The sequence below is a fragment of the Methylobacterium sp. J-092 genome (assembly GCF_022829325.1).
In the GTDB taxonomy this organism is placed as follows: Bacteria; Pseudomonadota; Alphaproteobacteria; order Rhizobiales; family Beijerinckiaceae; genus Methylobacterium.
Genome location: NZ_JAKSXU010000069.1, coordinates 37,189 through 51,790, shown reverse-complemented (window position 1 = coordinate 51,790; position 14,602 = coordinate 37,189). Strand labels below are relative to the sequence as shown.

Genomic DNA, 14,602 nt, shown 5'->3' with positions numbered 1-14,602 from the left:
TTTCGCATCGCGGGAGCCGGTATGGTTTTGCGTCGAAACGGCGGCATGTGTTGACTTGCCGCACGGTTCGGCCAAGGTAAGCTGTCCGGGATAGGCCGGAGCGATCGGTGGTCTGGGCAGCCTGGAACGGGATGCCAGGGGCCGCCGTTTCGTCGTTGCATCAGGAGAACACCGCCATTCGTAGACCCATGAGAGCCATGCCGGCCCCGCAGAAGGACGGGCCTCGCGCCAACCGGGATATCCGCGGCGTGCGCGAAGTGCAGCTCATCGACGACACCGGCCAGAACCGGGGCGTCGTCGCCTTCTTCGATGCTCTGGCCCTGGCCGAAGAGGCCGGCCTCGACCTCGTCGAGATTGCACCGAACTCCGTTCCTCCCGTCTGCAAGCTGCTCGATTACGGCCGCTTCCGCTTCAACGAACAGAAGAAGCAGAACGAGGCCCGCAAGCGGCAGAAGACGGTCGAGGTCAAGGAGATCAAGCTCCGCCCCGGCATCGACAAGCACGACTACGACACCAAGATGAAGTCGGTGCAGCGCTTCTTCGAGGAGGGCGACAAGGTCAAGGTGACCCTGCGCTTCCGCGGCCGCGAGATGGCGCACCAGGATATCGGCCTGCGCCTGCTCGAGCGGGTGAAGACCGAGACCGCCGAGATCGCCAAGGTGGAAAGTGAGCCGATGCTCGAAGGCCGCCAGATGATCATGATCCTGGCGCCGCGCTGATCGCTCCGCCGAGGCCCGTGGAATTTCAAAACGCCGTCTCGCTCCGCGAGGCGGCGTTTTTCATGCTGCGGTCGCGCGTCGCCATTCCCAGACCATGCGCCTTTCACGGGCCGTCGCGCTTTCACCGGCCGGTCGCGCGGATTATCTGCTGCGCATGGCCCTGACATCCGACGAGATCGAACGCTACGCCCGCCACCTCGTGCTGCCGGAGATCGGCGGCCCCGGGCAGGGCAGGCTGAAGGCGGCGCGCGTGCTCGTGATCGGTGCCGGCGGGCTCGGTGCCCCGCTGATCCAGTACCTAGCCGCCGCCGGCATCGGCACGATCGGCATCGTCGACGACGACACGGTCTCGCTTTCGAACCTGCAGCGCCAGATCATCCACGGCACACCGGATCTCGGCCGGCCGAAGGTCGAAAGCGCCGCGGACGCCGTCGCCCGCCTCAACCCGAACGTGACGGTGGTCGCCCATCCGATCCGGGTCGATGCCGCATCCGCCGAAGCCTTGGCCGCCGCGTACGACGTCGTCGCCGACGGCTCGGACAACTTCGCGACCCGCTACGCCGTATCCGACGCCTGCTACCGGGCGCGCCGCCCCTTGGTCACCGCCGCCCTCGGCCGTTTCGACGGCACGCTGACGACGATCCGCGCCCACGAGACCGGGCCGGACGGCGACCCGAACCCAACCTACCGCTGCCTGTTCCCGAACCCGCCGCCGCCCGGCACCGTGCCGCCCTGCGCGGAAGCCGGCGTGCTCGGGGCGCTCGCCGGCGTGATGGGCTCGCTGATGGCGATGGAGGTGATCCGCGCGGTGACCGGCTTCGGCGAGCCGCTGGTCGGGCGGCTGCTGATGGTCGATGCCCGCGCGATGCGGTTCGAGACCTTGGGCTACGCCTGGGACGAGGCGAACCCGCTCAGCGGCGCGGTGCCGTCACAAGCCTGATGGCGGGGTCCATTCCGCTTCGGCATCCACCTTGCCGAGGCAGCACTTCTTGAACTTCTTGCCGCTGCCGCACGGGCAGGGATCGTTGCGGCCGACGTCCTTGAACGGGTTGACCGTCGGCAGGCCGTAGCCGGCCTTGGTCCATGCGAGCTGAACGATCGGGTTGTCGAGGTAGCCGTGGTTCCACGCGTCGAGGCGCGACCGGTCGTTGGGCTTGCGCTCGGCCTCGCGCAGGGTCTCCTTGAACCACGCGGCATCGCTGAACTCGTCGGTGATGCGCTTGTCGCGCCGGGCCGCCTCGGCCCGCGGGGCGAGCTCGCGCAGGCCGAGATAGGCGATCGCCTCCTCCCAGGCGATCCAGCCGACCGCCTCCTCGACGGCGGCCTTCGCGTCGTCGAAGCGGACCAGCAGGTCGCGCAGGGTCTGGCGCGGAATCCGCCCCTCGATCGCCAGGAAGACGCAGGCGGACAGCAGCGCTTGGCGCACCGCATCGTCGACCGTGCTGTCGAGGATCAGCGCGAAGATCCCGTCGGTCCGCCCGTCGAACAGGCTCGCGATCATGCGGGCGAGTGTCGTGGTGACGGCGTCGCCGAGCACCGCGTCCACGCTCTCCTCGTCCTGGCGCAGGAAGCGCAGGAGCGGGGCGAGCAGCCGCGGATCGCGGACATGGGCGAGCACGTGCAGCCCCCAGAACAGCAGGTTCTCCTGCTCCGGCGTCAGCTCGGCGCCCTCGGCCGCCCCCGCGAGGAGGCGAAGGGTCTCGTCCGCGACGAGATCCGGCTCGGCCAGGGCGCGACGCAGCAGCGGCTCGGGCAGGGTCTCGGCAAGGGACAGTGCCTGGTTGAGCGCTTCGGCGTCGGTCATGGTCGGGTCGCCCTCGTTGCGTGCCGATCGCGTCGCGTGCAGGTCGCGCGCCGGTATGGTCGTCGGGGCGCGGGGGTCAGCCGCGCAACGTCGCGCCGGTCTTGCGGCCGACCTCGGCGACGATCCGGGCGCTCACCGCCTCGATCTCCGCATCGGTCAGCGTCCGCTCCAGCGGCTGCAGCCGCACCGCGATCGCCACCGATTTCGAGCCGTCCGGGATGCCGGTGCCCTCGTAGACGTCGAACACGTCGACGCCGGTGACGAGCTTGCGCTCGGCGCCGGCCGCCGCCTTGACGATCTCGCCGGCGGCGACGTCGCGGCCGACGACGAAGGCGAAGTCGCGCGACAGCGGCTGGAAGTCCGAGAGCGTCGCCGCGCCCTTGGTCTTGGTCGGCTTCAGCTTCGGGGCCGGGATCGCGTCGAGGACGATCTCGAACGCCACCAGGGTGCCCTTGAGATCGAGTGCCTTCATCACCCGCGGATGCACCTCGCCGAAGAAGCCGACCGGGTTCTTCGGGCCGAACTGGAGCGTGCCCGAGCGGCCGGGATGCAGCCAGTCCGGGCCGCCCGCCACGACCTGGAGCCCGCCCGTCGGAACGCCGAGGGCGGCCAGCATCGCCATCGCGTCGGCCTTGGCCTGAAAGGCGTCCACGGTCGGCGCGGTGCCGTCCCAGTGGCGCCCGCCGCCCGCGAGGTTGGCCGTTCCCCGGCGCACGGCCGCGGCGCGGATGGTCTGTCCCTCCGGCGTGTCGTCGGCGAAGCACTGCCCGACCTCGAACAGGGCAGCATCGGGATAGCCGCGGTCGGCGTTGCGCTGCGCTGCTCGCAGCAGGCCCGGCACCAGGCTCGGCCGCATGTCGGAGAGTTCCGAGGCGATCGGGTTGGCCAGCACCAGGTCGGCGCCGCCGCCGCCGAACAGCACCGCGTCGTCGTGCGGGATGAACGACCACGTCACCGCTTCCATCAGGCCGCGGCTCGCCAGCGCGCGCTGGGCGCGGCGGGTGCGCTTCTGGATCAGCGTCAGCGTCGGGCGCGCGAGGCCGGCCAGCGGCGCCAGCGGCTTCGGCTCGATCCGGTCGAGGCCCGCGATGCGGATGATCTCCTCGACGAGGTCGGCCTCGCCCTCGATGTCGGGCCGCCACGACGGCGGCAGCACCTTCGCCCGGTCGCCGGTGCCGGAGACCTGGAAGCCGAGCGCCTCCAACGTGACGGTCATCTCGGCGCGGGACAGCTCGATCCCGGCCAGCCGCCGCACTTCGGTCCAGGGGAAGTCGACGACGCGGTCGGTCTCGGGCATCGCGCCGGCGATCGTCGCCTCGGACGGGATCCCGCCGCAGAGGTCGAGGACGAGCTGCGTCGCGCGGTCGAGCCCGGGCAGCGTCGAGGCCGGGTCGACGCCGCGCTCGAAGCGGTAGCGCGCATCGGTGATCACGCCGAGCCGCCGTCCGGTCTGCGCGATGTTGGCCGGGTTCCACAGCGCCGATTCGATCAGCACGTCGGTGGTGGAGGCGTCGCAGCCCGAGGCCGCCCCGCCGATGATGCCGGCGATGGATTCGACGCCGTTGTCGTCGGCGATGACGACCATCTCGCCGCCGAGCGCGTGCTCGCGCCCATCGAGGCCCTTCAGGGTCTCGCCCTCGCGGGCGAGCCGGACGGTCAGGCCGCCGGCCACCTTGGCGGCGTCGAACACGTGCAGCGGCCGGCCCTGGTCGAAGGTCATGTAGTTCGTGATGTCGACCAGCGCGTTGATCGGGCGAAGGCCGATCGCACGCAGCCGCGCCTGCATCCAGTCCGGCGAGGACCCGTTGCGCACGCCGCGCACGCGGCGGAGGGCGAAGTGCGGGGCGAGGTCGCGCGCCGCCTCGGGAATGTCGAGGGCGACGGCGACCGGGCAGGGGTCTTCGCCGCGGATCCGCGGCTCGGCCAGGGGCTTCAGGGCACCGATGCCGGTGGCGGCGAGGTCGCGGGCGATGCCGTGGACCGAGGCGCAGTCCGGGCGGTTCGGCGTCAGGTTGATCTCGATCACCGGATCGTCGAGCCCGGCCCACAGCGCGTAGGGCGTGCCCACCGGCGCGTCGGCCGGCAGCTCGAGGATGCCGTCGTGGTCGTCCCCGAGGCCGAGCTCGGCCCCCGAGCACAGCATGCCGCGGCTCTCGACGCCGCGGATGTTGCCCACCGAGAGGGTCATGTTCTTGCCCGGCACGTAGGTGCCCGGCGGCGCGAACACGCTGAGCAGGCCGGCGCGCGCGTTCGGCGCGCCGCAGACCACCTGGAGCGGCTGCCCGTCCCCGGCGTCGACGCTGCAGACCCTGAGCCGGTCGGCGTTGGGATGCTGCTCGGCGGTGAGGATCTTCGCCACCACGTAGGGCTTCAGCGCCGCCGCCTTGTCCTCGATGCCCTCGACCTCGAGCCCGATGCGGGTGAGCGTCTCGGCGATCACGTCGAGGGACGCCTCGGTGTCGAGGTGGTCCTTGAGCCAGGAGAGGGTGAATTTCATTTCGGTCTGTCTTTGAAGATCAGGTGGATCGCCAAGCTCATCCTTTCGGATGCGCTCAAGGCTTCGAGGAGGCCGACCAGCTCGCGGGCCTGCTCCAGGTGATCGCGAGCTGCATTTTCCTGGTAGAAGCCGAGGCGGGGTGGTGCGTAATCGGCGAGCATGCGTGCCCCCTGCAACGGCACGATCAGGTCGCCGATCCGTTTGAGCGAGACATTCGTCGCGAGCGGGCTGCCTTTGGGCTGGAAGGCCGTGCGAAGCGAACCGTGATCGAGCGCGCGGTAGACTTTCTCGTATTCGCTCGACGCGCGATCGGAATCGCCGAGAAGGGTGTCGGCACACAGGCGGGCGAGGGCGTGGAATGCAGCGTAATAGGCCGTGCTGACGGCGCGCCGCTTCACGCTCGAACTGTCCGGGTGGGCGTCGACGATATCCTCGGCCAATCGTAGCAGGCGTGCGACCATCGTGGACATGGCGTCAGTCCACGTCCGCGTGAACTTGCCGCTCGTCGGCGATGTCGTTGCTCAGGAACACGAAACGATCGTCGCCGCGGGCGATGAGGGCATCCCGGATCGCGTGCACCGTTCGCACGAGTTCGGCGCGACTGGCCGGTCGCGTATTGTACCGAGCCGTCACGCGGATGATCGGGGCGCCATCGAAATCCGTATCGAATCGAACCTCCGCTGCCTTGTATTGCCCACCGGGAAAGCGGTGTTCGAGCACCGAAGAGACAACGTTTTCCACTTCGCGTTCCGTCATGGCGCTCACCCTTTCTACCCCGTCAGGCCGCCGATCAGGCTCGGCACGTCGAGCGGGCGGAAGCCGTAATGCTCGATCCAGCGCAGGTCGGCCTCGAAGAACGGCCGCAGGTCCGGCATGCCGTACTTGAGCATGGCGATGCGGTCGATGCCGACGCCGAAGGCGAAGCCCTGGACCTCGCTCGGGTCGAGGCCGCAATTCCGCAGCACGTTCGGGTGCACCATGCCGCAGCCGAGGATCTCGAGCCAGTCGGTGCCCTCGCCGAAGCGGATCTCGCCGCCCTTGCGCGAGCACTGGATGTCGACCTCCGCCGAGGGCTCGGTGAAGGGGAAGAACGAGGGTCGGAAGCGCATCTTGACCGCGTCGACCTCGAAGAACGCCTTGCAGAACGCCTCGAGCACCCATTTCAGGTTGGCGATGTTGGCCGCCTTGTCGATCACCAGCCCCTCGACCTGATGGAACATCGGCGTGTGGGTCTGGTCGGAATCGTGCCGGTAGGTCCGGCCCGGGATGATCACCCGGATCGGCGGCGTCTGCGACCGCATGGTGCGGATCTGGACCGGCGAGGTGTGCGTGCGCAGCACCTTGCGCTTGCCCTCGCTGTCGGGCGCCAGGAAGAAGGTGTCGTGCATCTCCCGCGCCGGATGCCCGGGCGGGAAGTTCAGCGCGGTGAAGTTCAGCTCGTCGGTCTCGATGTCCGGGCCTTCGGCGACCGAGAAACCCATGTCGGCGAAGATCGCGGTGATCTCGTCGATGACCTGGCTGATCGGGTGGATGCGGCCGCGGGACTCGGGCGCCTCGCGCAGCGGCAGGGTCACGTCGATGCGCTCGGCCGCGAGCCGCGCTTCGAGGGCCGCCTCGGCGAGCGCGTCGCGGCGCTGGGCGATCGCGCCCTGCACCCGGTCGCGCAGGCCGTTGATGAGCGGGCCGCGCTGCTTGCGCTCCTCCGGGCTCATCGCGCCCAGCGTCTTCAGCAACTCGGACACGCTGCCCTTCTTGCCGAGCGCCGCGACGCGCAGGGCCTCGAGCGACGCCTCGTCGGCGGCGGCCGCGACCTGGGCGAGCAGGTCGCGTTCGAGAGTGTCGAGATCGGTCATCGCTGTCCCATCGCGTGCGGTTCACCGCCCGGCGCCGTCGGCGCGCAGGCTCGTGGTCACAGGGTGTGCGAACATGACGAAGGCGCGGCGCTCCCCGAGGGAGCCCCGCGCCTTTCGCCGGTTCGTCGCTCGGATGAGGCTCAGGCGGCCTTGGCGGACTGAGCGGGCAGGGCGGCCTTGGCCTTCTCGACCACGACGGCGAAGCTCGCCGGCTCGTGGATCGCGAGGTCGGACAGCGCCTTGCGGTCGACCGCGATGCCGGACTTCGCCAGGCCGTCGATGAAGCGCGAATAGGTCAGGCCGTGCTCGCGGACGGCAGCGTTCAGGCGCTGGATCCAGAGGGCGCGGAACGTGCGCTTCTTGTTCTTGCGGTCGCGGTAGGCATACTGCATGCCCTTCTCGACCGCCTGCTTGGCGATGCGGATCGTGTTCTTGCGCCGGCCGTAATAGCCACGGGCGGCCTTGAGGACTTTCTTGTGCTTGGCGTGACTGGTCACGCCGCGTTTGACGCGGGCCATGATGTATCTCCTGGATCGAAAAAAGCAGTCTCGGCGGTCGTGAAGGGCTTACCGGCTGTTGGGCAGGAAGTACTTCTTCACGTTGGCGGCATCGCCCTCGAACAGGGTGGTGGTGCCGCGCAGGTTGCGGATCTGCTTCGTCGTCCGCTTGATCATCCCGTGGCGCTTGCCGGCCTGGGCGTACATGACCTTGCCGGTCCCGGTGATCTTGAAGCGCTTCTTGGCGCCCGATTTGGTCTTCAGCTTGGGCATTTGGCTCTCCGCTGCGCGAAACCCCAGCCGTCCGACGATGGCCGGAGGGGTGCGCTCGATGGATGCTTCTGGTGGAGCAGCATGAACCGCCACGGCAGCCCTAACCGGCCGGGCGGTTCCACGCGGAGCGGCTTATGGCAGAAACCGCGCGCCGCTTCAATGCCTTCGCGGATGCCCGATCGGCCCCGCCGTCCCGAGCGACGCGTCCGGGGCTCGGCTCACAGCTTGGCCGTGACCGTGGCGAGCACCGAGAGCGGCGCGCCCGGGGCGTTGTTGAACGGGTTGAACGGCTGCTCGATGTAGCGCCGGTCGGTGAGGTTGCGGGCATTCAGCGAGAAGCGGGCGTGCTCGTCGATATCGTAGAACACGGCCGCGTCGAGGCGCGCATAGCCGCCGACGGAGTAGCTGTTGTTCAGGTCGCCGGTGCGCCGCCCGACATAGGTGATGCCGCCGCCGACGGTCCAGCCGCGCAACGGGCCCTCCTGGAACTGGTAGGTCGACCACAGGCTGGTGCTGAAGCTCGGCACGCCGATCAGGCGGTTCCCGACGACGTAGACGTCATCCTTGGTGATCCGCGCATCGAGGTAGCCGACGCTGCCAATGACCTTCCAGCCCGGCAGAATCTGGCCGGCCAGATCCGCCTCGACGCCCTGCGAGCGCTGCTCGCCGGTGATCACCGAGAAGCCGGTGTTGACGGGGTCGGCGGCGGCCACGTTCTGGCGGGTGATGCGGAAGGCGGCCGCGCTCAGGGTCAGGTCCGGCGTAAGGTCGAGGCGGCTTCCGACATCGACCTGGTCCCCGGTCTCGGGCGTCGGGTTCGAGACGTTGAGGACGTTGGCGGTCTGCGGCTTGAACGACGTCGTGTAGCTCGCATAGAGCGTCAGCGGATCGAACGGCCGGTAGACGAGGCCGACTCGCGGCGAGGTCCCGGACAACGCCAGGTCCGGCGGGATCGTGCGCGAGGTCGGCGTCCGGTTGAAGTAGAACTGCGTTCCGGTGTCGTAGCGGACCCCGATCAGCACCTGCAGGCCGTAGCCGAGGTCGACCTGATCCTGGAGGTAGAGGCCGTAGAGCTCGCTTCTCTGCCGGAGGTCGCCCTGCAGCGCCGTGCCGACGATGGGCGAGCCGAAGCTCGGCGTGAGGAAGCTGACCGACGGATAGCCGGTGCTCTGCGTCGTGTAGGAATGGCGAAAGCCGTCGGTGTACTCGAACCCGACCAGCACGGTGTTGCGCAGCCCGAACAGGTCGAACTTCGCGACCATCTCGGTCTGGCTGTCGATCGAGGCATAGGCCGAGCGGACCGCGGTCTCGCGCCGTGACACGGCCCTGTTGTTGTCGGTCAGGCCCGTCGCACGGGTCGCGACGAGATCGAACGCGCCGCCCTGGGCGCTGAAGACCTCGCGTAGGGTGATGGACTCGTTCACGTCGTGCTCGATGCGGAGCACGCCGAAATTCGCCGTGGCGTTGTAGCGGCTGAAGGGCTCGCCGTAGTAGCGGCCGATGTCGTCGAGGGGGACGCGTCCGTTCCGGGCGATCAGTCCCTCGTCGTACTGGGTGTCGGTGCGGGTGAACTCGCCGACGAACGACACGCGGGTGTCGGGAGACGGGTTCCAGGCGAAGGCCGGCGCCACGAAGGTGCGGGCATTGTCGCGATCGCCGTAGTTGCGGAAGGTCGGGTCGGACTGTCCCGCGAAGCTGATGCGGGCCGCCAGGCCCTCGACGCCCGGTATGGCGCTCGACACGGAGCCCTGCACGCGCCGAAAGCCGAAGCTGCCGCCCTGGATGCTGAGGTCGCCGGACGGGACGAGCGTCGGCTGCCGGGTGACGATGTTGATCAGGCCGCCGGGCTCGCCGCGGCCGTACAGCACCGAGGCCGGTCCCTTCAGCACCTCGATGCGCTCCACGTCGGCGAGGTCGCGCTGGACGGTGTAGAAGTTGCTCGCCTGGTTCAGCAGGATGCCGTCGATGGCGTAGGTCTGCGTGGCGAAGCCGCGGATGATGAAGGTCTCGCTCCGCCCCTGCAGGGTGCCGCCCGGCTGCACGTTGCTGACGTTCTGCAGCGCGTCGCCGAGCCGAACGTCCTGCTGATCCACCAACACGTCGCGCGGCACCACCTGGACGGATTGCGGCGTATCGGCCAGCGGCGTGTCGGTGCGCGTGGCCGTCGCCGAGCGCGTGGCGCGATAGCCGACCACCGGTCCGCCCGCCCGCTCGCCGCCCGTGCCGGTCACGCTCAGCTCGGACAGGACGACCTCGTCCGTGGCCGGGCCGGCCAGTGCTGGGACCGGGGATGCGACACCCGCCAGCAGGCAGGCCACCGCGGCGAGAAAGCAACCGATGGTTTCATGACGGGGCCGTCTCGCATCTCCACCATCACCGACCATGGTTTTCGCTCGCGCTCGGATATTCGAAGCCGATCGGCTCCGCGCAATCCTTGAGCGATGGCGTGCGGTGCTTGCAATGATCTCAACGCGGAAAGCGGTCGACGGATATGATCCTTCCGGAGGCGTCGCCGAAAGGCCACAACATCAATTTGTAATACTTCAAATCTGCTCGTTACGATTTCGATTCTTGTGCGCGCCGCGGATCGCCTTGTCCGCCGGCGTCCCGGTCCACGGGGCTCGCGGCTCGATCGGGCATCGCGGGCCGACCGGTCGTCGAGGATACCGGGGACAAGTCCCGGTGAAGACGACGAAGCGCTGCCTTTGCACCGCACAAGGAACCATAACCTTGGCCGTGGGTTTCGTTCATGTCCCACTCAGCCCGGGTCGGGTTAGATCCCCGAAACGCAGGCTACTCAGGAGACCTTTCGTGCGCATTGCCCAGATCGCCCCGCTCTCGGAAGCCGTACCGCCCAAGTTCTACGGCGGCACAGAGCGCGTCGTCAGCTGGATCACCGAAGAACTGGTCCGCCAGGGCCACGACGTCACCTTGTTCGCGAGCGGCGATTCCGAGACGTCCGCCAAGCTCGCGGCCTGCACGCCCGAAGGTCTGCGTCTTCTGGGCTATCGCGATCATACCGCGAGCCATCTCGCGATGCTGCACCAGGTTCATCGTCGGGCGCACGAGTTCGACATCCTGCATTTTCACATCGATCTGCTTCAGTATCCCATGTTCGAGGATCTGAACCACAAGTGCATCACCACGATGCACGGCCGCCTCGACGTGCCGGACTTCATGCCCGTCTACAAGACCTTCACCGGGATGCCGCTGGTGTCGATCTCCGACAACCAGCGCGAGCCGATGCCGCCGAACGTCAACTGGCTGTCGACGATCCATCACGGCCTGCCGGCCCAGAACTGCCCGTATTCCCCCGAGGCCAAGGGCGGCTACCTCGCCTTTCTCGGCCGCATCTCGCCGGAGAAGCGCCCGGACCGCGCCATCGAGATGGCGATCCGCTCCGGCACGCCGCTGAAGATCGCCGCCAAGGTCGACAAGGCCGATCAGGATTACTGGGACGAGGTCATCGAGCCGATGATCCACCACCCGCTGATCGAATATATCGGCGAGATCAACGAGGAGCAGAAGAAGGAATTCCTCGGCAACGCCCTGGCGCTCGCCTTCCCGATCGACTGGCCGGAGCCCTTCGGCCTGGTGATGATCGAGGCGATGTCGGCCGGTACTCCGGTGATCGCCTTCCGCAACGGCTCCGTGCCGGAGGTGATCGCCGACGGCGTCAGCGGCGTGCTGTGCGAGACGATGGACGACGCGGTCGCCGCGGTGGCCAAGGTCAAGACCATGAGCCGCGCCGGCGTCCGCCGCCACTTCGAGACCGCGTTCACCGCCGAGTGCATGGTCAAGAAGTACGTCGCGGCCTACGAGGAACTGCTCGCCGCCCGCGAGTCGGTGATCACCCTGCCGACCGCCTCCGCCTTCGCCCCGCATTACGGCGAGATGAACGGCTCGGCCCGCCCGGCGATCTCGATCGCCGCGATGCCGGCCTGATCCGGTCGCGGCGGGCCTCGCCCGCCGCCGCATCCGGCACTCGGCTTGCAAGGGCCGCCCAAGGGCCGTCGAAGCGGCGCGGGCAGGGTTTTCTCCGTCCTCGCCCCGTCGTACAAACGGCTCAATCAGACGGTCACCAGGGCCGCCGCATCGCAAAGGCGCGATCCGGCGGCCCTTTCGATTCGCACTCCAGGATGCGCGGAGCAGGTCACGCATGGCGGACACGATGACGGCAAAGGCGCAGCCCGGCAGCGAGGCGCAGCAGAAGATTCCGCGCGGCTTCCAGGATGCCGACGAGGTGCTTCCGCAGTACCACATCGAGGCGCAGACCTCGCTGGTCGACCGGCCGCTGCGCTCGCTCAAGTTCGGCGAGGCCTTCGCCGTGCTGGATTCGTTCGGCGACATCGGCGTGCAGCCCGGCCCGGAAGGCCTGTACTTTCAGGATACGCGCTACCTGTCGCGCCTGCACTTCACCATCGAGGGCCAGCGCCCGCTGATGCTGTCCTCGGTGATGCAGGACGACAACGGCGCACTCTCGGTCGACATGACGACCCCCGACATCCGCCTCGACGGCGGCGACGAGATTACGCTGGCGCGCGAGATCATCGCGATCGAGCGCACGAAATTCCTGTTTCGCGGCGCCTGCTACGACCGGATCGGCCTGCGCTCCTACGATTCCCGCCAGCGCACCCTGCGCATCGAAGTGACGTTCGATGCCGATTACCGCGACCTGTTCGAGGTCCGCGGCACGGCGCGCACCAGCCGCGGCAAGCGCGCAGTGCAGGTCGCGAGCGACCAGGAGGTGCAGTTCCGCTACGTCGGCCTCGACGAGATCGTGCGCACCACCGCGCTGCATTTCGGGCCCAAGCCGAAGCTGCTCGAGCCCGGCCGTGCCGTCTTCGAGGTGACTCTGGCGCCCGAGGGCCGTGCCTCGCTGTTCGTCCGCGTGGTGTGCGAGGCGCATCGCGCCTTCACCAGCGCGCCGTCCGCCGAGAAGACCGGCGAGGATGCCGCCGCCGCGCTCTCGCTCGCCTCGGGCAGCACCGCGGTGCGGCCGCCGAAGGGCCTCTACGAAGGCATGGTCTTCGCCCGCGCCTACCGCGACGCGCGGCGCGACCTGCGCGAGCTGACCGCCGGCATCACCACGATCATCTCGTCGAACGACCAATTCAACGAGGCCGCCTGCCGCGCCACCGCCGACCTCTACATGCTGGCGAGCCGGACGCCCGAGGGCATCTACCCGTTCGCCGGCATCCCCTGGTACTCCACGGTGTTCGGGCGCGACGGCATCATCACCGCGATGATGGCGCTGTGGATCGATCCGAAGTTCGCCAAGGGCGTGCTGCGCTACCTCGCGGTGACGCAGGCCAAGACCGTCGATCCGGCCGCCGACGCGCAGCCGGGCAAGGTGCTGCACGAGACCCGCCGCGGCGAGATGGCGATGCTCGGCGAGGTGCCGTTCCGGCACTATTACGGCACCATCGACGGCACGCCGCTCTTCGTGATGTTGGCCTGGGACTATTACGCCGTCACCGGCGACCGCGAGACCATCACCCGGATCTGGCCCGCGCTCGAGCTCGCGCTGGCCTGGATGAACGAGTACGGCGACCGCGACGGCGACGGCTTCGTCGAGTACGCCCGCGACACCGACAAGGGGCTGGAGAACCAGGGCTGGAAGGACAGCCACGATTCGATCTTCCACACCGACGGGCATCTGGCCAAGGGCCCGATCGCGCTGTGCGAGGTCCAGGGCTACGTCTACGCCGCCAAGAACGGCATGGCCAAGCTCGCTGCGATGCTCGGTCACGACGCCATGGCCGAGAGCCTGACGCTCGAGGCGAACGACCTGCGCGAAAAGTTCGACGCCGCGTTCTGGAACGCCGAGATCGGCACCTACGCGCTGGCGCTCGACGGCGAGAAGCGCCAATGCGCCGTGCGCTCGTCCAATGCGGGCCACGCCCTGTTCACCGGCATCGCCAAGCCCGAGCGGGCGGCGCAGGTGGCGGCGACGCTGCTGTCGAAGGACGGCTTCAACGGCTGGGGCGTGCGCACGATCGCCCGCGGCGAGGCGCGCTACAACCCGATGTCGTACCACAACGGCTCGATTTGGCCGCACGACAACGCGATCATCGCGATGGGGCTCGCCCGCTACGACCTGAAGCACGAGGCCGCGCGCATCTTCCAGGGCATGTTCGAGACCGCCTTGTACCAGGACCAGAAGCGGTTGCCGGAGCTGTTCTGCGGCTTCATGCGCCGGCGCCAGCGCGGGCCTGTCTCCTACCCGGTGGCGTGCAGCCCGCAGGCCTGGGCCGCGGCGGCGCCGTTCGCCTTCCTCTCGGCCTGCCTCGGGCTGGAGCTCGATCACGCGCGCAACCGCGTCCGCCTGCGCAACCCGATCCTGCCGGCGTTCCTCGACGGGGTCTCGCTCTACAACGTGCGCCTGGGCGATTCGCGGGTCGACCTGCGGTTCCAACGCCACGGCGGCGACGTCACCGTCAGCGTCACGCGTCGCCTCGGCGATGCACAGGTGGCGGTGCTGAAGTAGCCGCCGCGCGCGGGTCTCGGAGCGCCAGGCGGCGGTCGCCTCGCGCAGCCGCGCATCATTCCGGATGCGGCTCGCCGTCGGGCTTCGGAAGCGTCAGCACCACGCCGGCGAAGTCTCCGCGCTGCCACTTGCGCGCGACCGGATAGGCATGGTCGTACCCGGGCACGGTGAGGGCGAAGCCCAGCGGCAGGCGATGGCGGCGCGAGATCGCGAGCTTCGCGCCCGCGACCGACATGTCGCGGATCACGCAGGCATGGGTCGTCCCGTCGGGACAGGTGATCGTCGCCGGGATCATCACCGTGTGGCGGCCCCCGCCCGATCGCTTCTCCGGCGGAGGCTCCATCAGGCTGAGATGGTTGCGGGAAGCGGCGAGCTCGGACCACGTCTTCGCAACCATGCCGCGATGCTCCTATCCTGCCGCGGCCCTTGCGGTGCGGTGCCTGTTCCTGCTCCGGGTTGTCGTAAGCTC

Annotated in this window: 13 protein-coding genes; 4 read left to right on the top strand and 9 right to left on the bottom strand. The window is 68.9% G+C overall.

Features of this window, described 5'->3' with window-relative positions:
* Positions 1 to 197 precede the first annotated feature (197 nt).
* On the top strand, positions 198 to 719 hold the full coding sequence (gene infC / locus MKK60_RS07210; RefSeq protein ID WP_243933822.1) for a translation initiation factor IF-3: 522 nt from the start codon (positions 198 to 200) through the stop codon (positions 717 to 719).
* Positions 720 to 873: 154 nt separating this feature from the next.
* Positions 874 to 1,659: a HesA/MoeB/ThiF family protein gene (locus MKK60_RS07205; protein WP_243984709.1), complete on the top strand. Its 786-nt coding sequence runs from the start codon at positions 874 to 876 to the stop codon at positions 1,657 to 1,659.
* Here MKK60_RS07205 and MKK60_RS07200 read toward each other — a convergent pair.
* The 8 genes from MKK60_RS07200 to MKK60_RS07165 form a co-directional block, all read right to left on the bottom strand.
* Positions 1,648 to 2,523 carry a DUF1186 domain-containing protein gene (locus MKK60_RS07200; RefSeq protein WP_243984707.1) on the bottom strand — a complete coding sequence of 292 codons (876 nt, stop codon included), beginning with the start codon at positions 2,521 to 2,523 and terminating at the stop codon, positions 1,648 to 1,650. The two genes, MKK60_RS07205 and MKK60_RS07200, sit on opposite strands and share 12 nt — an antisense overlap.
* Before the next feature lie 76 nt (positions 2,524 to 2,599).
* Positions 2,600 to 5,020: a phenylalanine--tRNA ligase subunit beta gene (pheT, locus tag MKK60_RS07195; protein ID WP_243984705.1), complete on the bottom strand. Its 2,421-nt coding sequence runs from the start codon at positions 5,018 to 5,020 to the stop codon at positions 2,600 to 2,602.
* Positions 5,017 to 5,490, bottom strand: coding sequence for a hypothetical protein (locus MKK60_RS07190; protein ID WP_147725891.1), 474 nt, complete (start codon positions 5,488 to 5,490; stop codon positions 5,017 to 5,019). Before MKK60_RS07190 ends, pheT begins: the two co-directional genes overlap by 4 nt.
* A 4-nt stretch (positions 5,491 to 5,494) precedes the next feature.
* Positions 5,495 to 5,776 carry a hypothetical protein gene (locus tag MKK60_RS07185; RefSeq protein ID WP_147725892.1) on the bottom strand — a complete coding sequence of 94 codons (282 nt, stop codon included), beginning with the start codon at positions 5,774 to 5,776 and terminating at the stop codon, positions 5,495 to 5,497.
* A gap of 14 nt (positions 5,777 to 5,790) precedes the next feature.
* Positions 5,791 to 6,873, bottom strand: a complete 1,083-nt coding sequence (gene pheS / locus MKK60_RS07180) for a phenylalanine--tRNA ligase subunit alpha (RefSeq protein ID WP_243984702.1) — start codon at positions 6,871 to 6,873, stop codon at positions 5,791 to 5,793.
* A 140-nt stretch (positions 6,874 to 7,013) separates the two neighbouring features.
* Positions 7,014 to 7,391: a 50S ribosomal protein L20 gene (rplT, locus tag MKK60_RS07175; protein WP_147725894.1), complete on the bottom strand. Its 378-nt coding sequence runs from the start codon at positions 7,389 to 7,391 to the stop codon at positions 7,014 to 7,016.
* A 48-nt stretch (positions 7,392 to 7,439) separates the two neighbouring features.
* Entirely contained in the window at positions 7,440 to 7,643 is a 204-nt protein-coding gene (gene rpmI / locus MKK60_RS07170; RefSeq protein ID WP_018044555.1) for a 50S ribosomal protein L35, read from the bottom strand.
* Between the two features lie 218 nt (positions 7,644 to 7,861).
* Positions 7,862 to 10,027: a TonB-dependent siderophore receptor gene (locus MKK60_RS07165; RefSeq protein WP_243984700.1), complete on the bottom strand. Its 2,166-nt coding sequence runs from the start codon at positions 10,025 to 10,027 to the stop codon at positions 7,862 to 7,864.
* A gap of 427 nt (positions 10,028 to 10,454) precedes the next feature.
* Here MKK60_RS07165 and MKK60_RS07160 point away from each other — a divergent pair, with 427 nt between their 5' ends.
* Both MKK60_RS07160 and MKK60_RS07155 read left to right on the top strand, forming a co-directional pair.
* Positions 10,455 to 11,588 carry a glycosyltransferase family 4 protein gene (locus MKK60_RS07160; RefSeq protein ID WP_243984698.1) on the top strand — a complete coding sequence of 378 codons (1,134 nt, stop codon included), beginning with the start codon at positions 10,455 to 10,457 and terminating at the stop codon, positions 11,586 to 11,588.
* A gap of 226 nt (positions 11,589 to 11,814) precedes the next feature.
* The gene (locus MKK60_RS07155; RefSeq protein WP_243934169.1) at positions 11,815 to 14,133 is read left to right on the top strand and encodes a glycogen debranching N-terminal domain-containing protein; all 2,319 of its coding nucleotides are present in this window, start codon (positions 11,815 to 11,817) and stop codon (positions 14,131 to 14,133) included.
* 55 nt (positions 14,134 to 14,188) lie between these two features.
* Here the strand turns inward: MKK60_RS07155 and MKK60_RS07150 are convergent, their stop codons facing one another.
* Positions 14,189 to 14,530, bottom strand: a complete 342-nt coding sequence (locus MKK60_RS07150; RefSeq protein WP_243984695.1) for a PilZ domain-containing protein — start codon at positions 14,528 to 14,530, stop codon at positions 14,189 to 14,191.
* Between the last annotated feature and the right edge of the window lie 72 nt (positions 14,531 to 14,602).

What these genes read in the sequence shown, in the direction of transcription:
- MKK60_RS07185 (WP_147725892.1), bottom strand. Translation starts at nt 5,776, where the DNA reads ATGACGGAACGCGAAGTGGAAAACGTTGTCTCTTCGGTGCTCGAACAC.
- pheT (WP_243984705.1), bottom strand. Translation starts at nt 5,020, where the DNA reads ATGAAATTCACCCTCTCCTGGCTCAAGGACCACCTCGACACCGAGGCG.
- MKK60_RS07190 (WP_147725891.1), bottom strand. Translation starts at nt 5,490, where the DNA reads ATGTCCACGATGGTCGCACGCCTGCTACGATTGGCCGAGGATATCGTC.
- MKK60_RS07205 (WP_243984709.1), top strand. Translation starts at nt 874, where the DNA reads ATGGCCCTGACATCCGACGAGATCGAACGCTACGCCCGCCACCTCGTG.
- MKK60_RS07200 (WP_243984707.1), bottom strand. Translation starts at nt 2,523, where the DNA reads ATGACCGACGCCGAAGCGCTCAACCAGGCACTGTCCCTTGCCGAGACC.
- rpmI (WP_018044555.1), bottom strand. Translation starts at nt 7,643, where the DNA reads ATGCCCAAGCTGAAGACCAAATCGGGCGCCAAGAAGCGCTTCAAGATC.
- infC (WP_243933822.1), top strand. Translation starts at nt 198, where the DNA reads ATGCCGGCCCCGCAGAAGGACGGGCCTCGCGCCAACCGGGATATCCGC.
- MKK60_RS07165 (WP_243984700.1), bottom strand. Translation starts at nt 10,027, where the DNA reads ATGGTCGGTGATGGTGGAGATGCGAGACGGCCCCGTCATGAAACCATC.
- MKK60_RS07155 (WP_243934169.1), top strand. Translation starts at nt 11,815, where the DNA reads ATGACGGCAAAGGCGCAGCCCGGCAGCGAGGCGCAGCAGAAGATTCCG.
- rplT (WP_147725894.1), bottom strand. Translation starts at nt 7,391, where the DNA reads ATGGCCCGCGTCAAACGCGGCGTGACCAGTCACGCCAAGCACAAGAAA.
- MKK60_RS07150 (WP_243984695.1), bottom strand. Translation starts at nt 14,530, where the DNA reads ATGGTTGCGAAGACGTGGTCCGAGCTCGCCGCTTCCCGCAACCATCTC.
- pheS (WP_243984702.1), bottom strand. Translation starts at nt 6,873, where the DNA reads ATGACCGATCTCGACACTCTCGAACGCGACCTGCTCGCCCAGGTCGCG.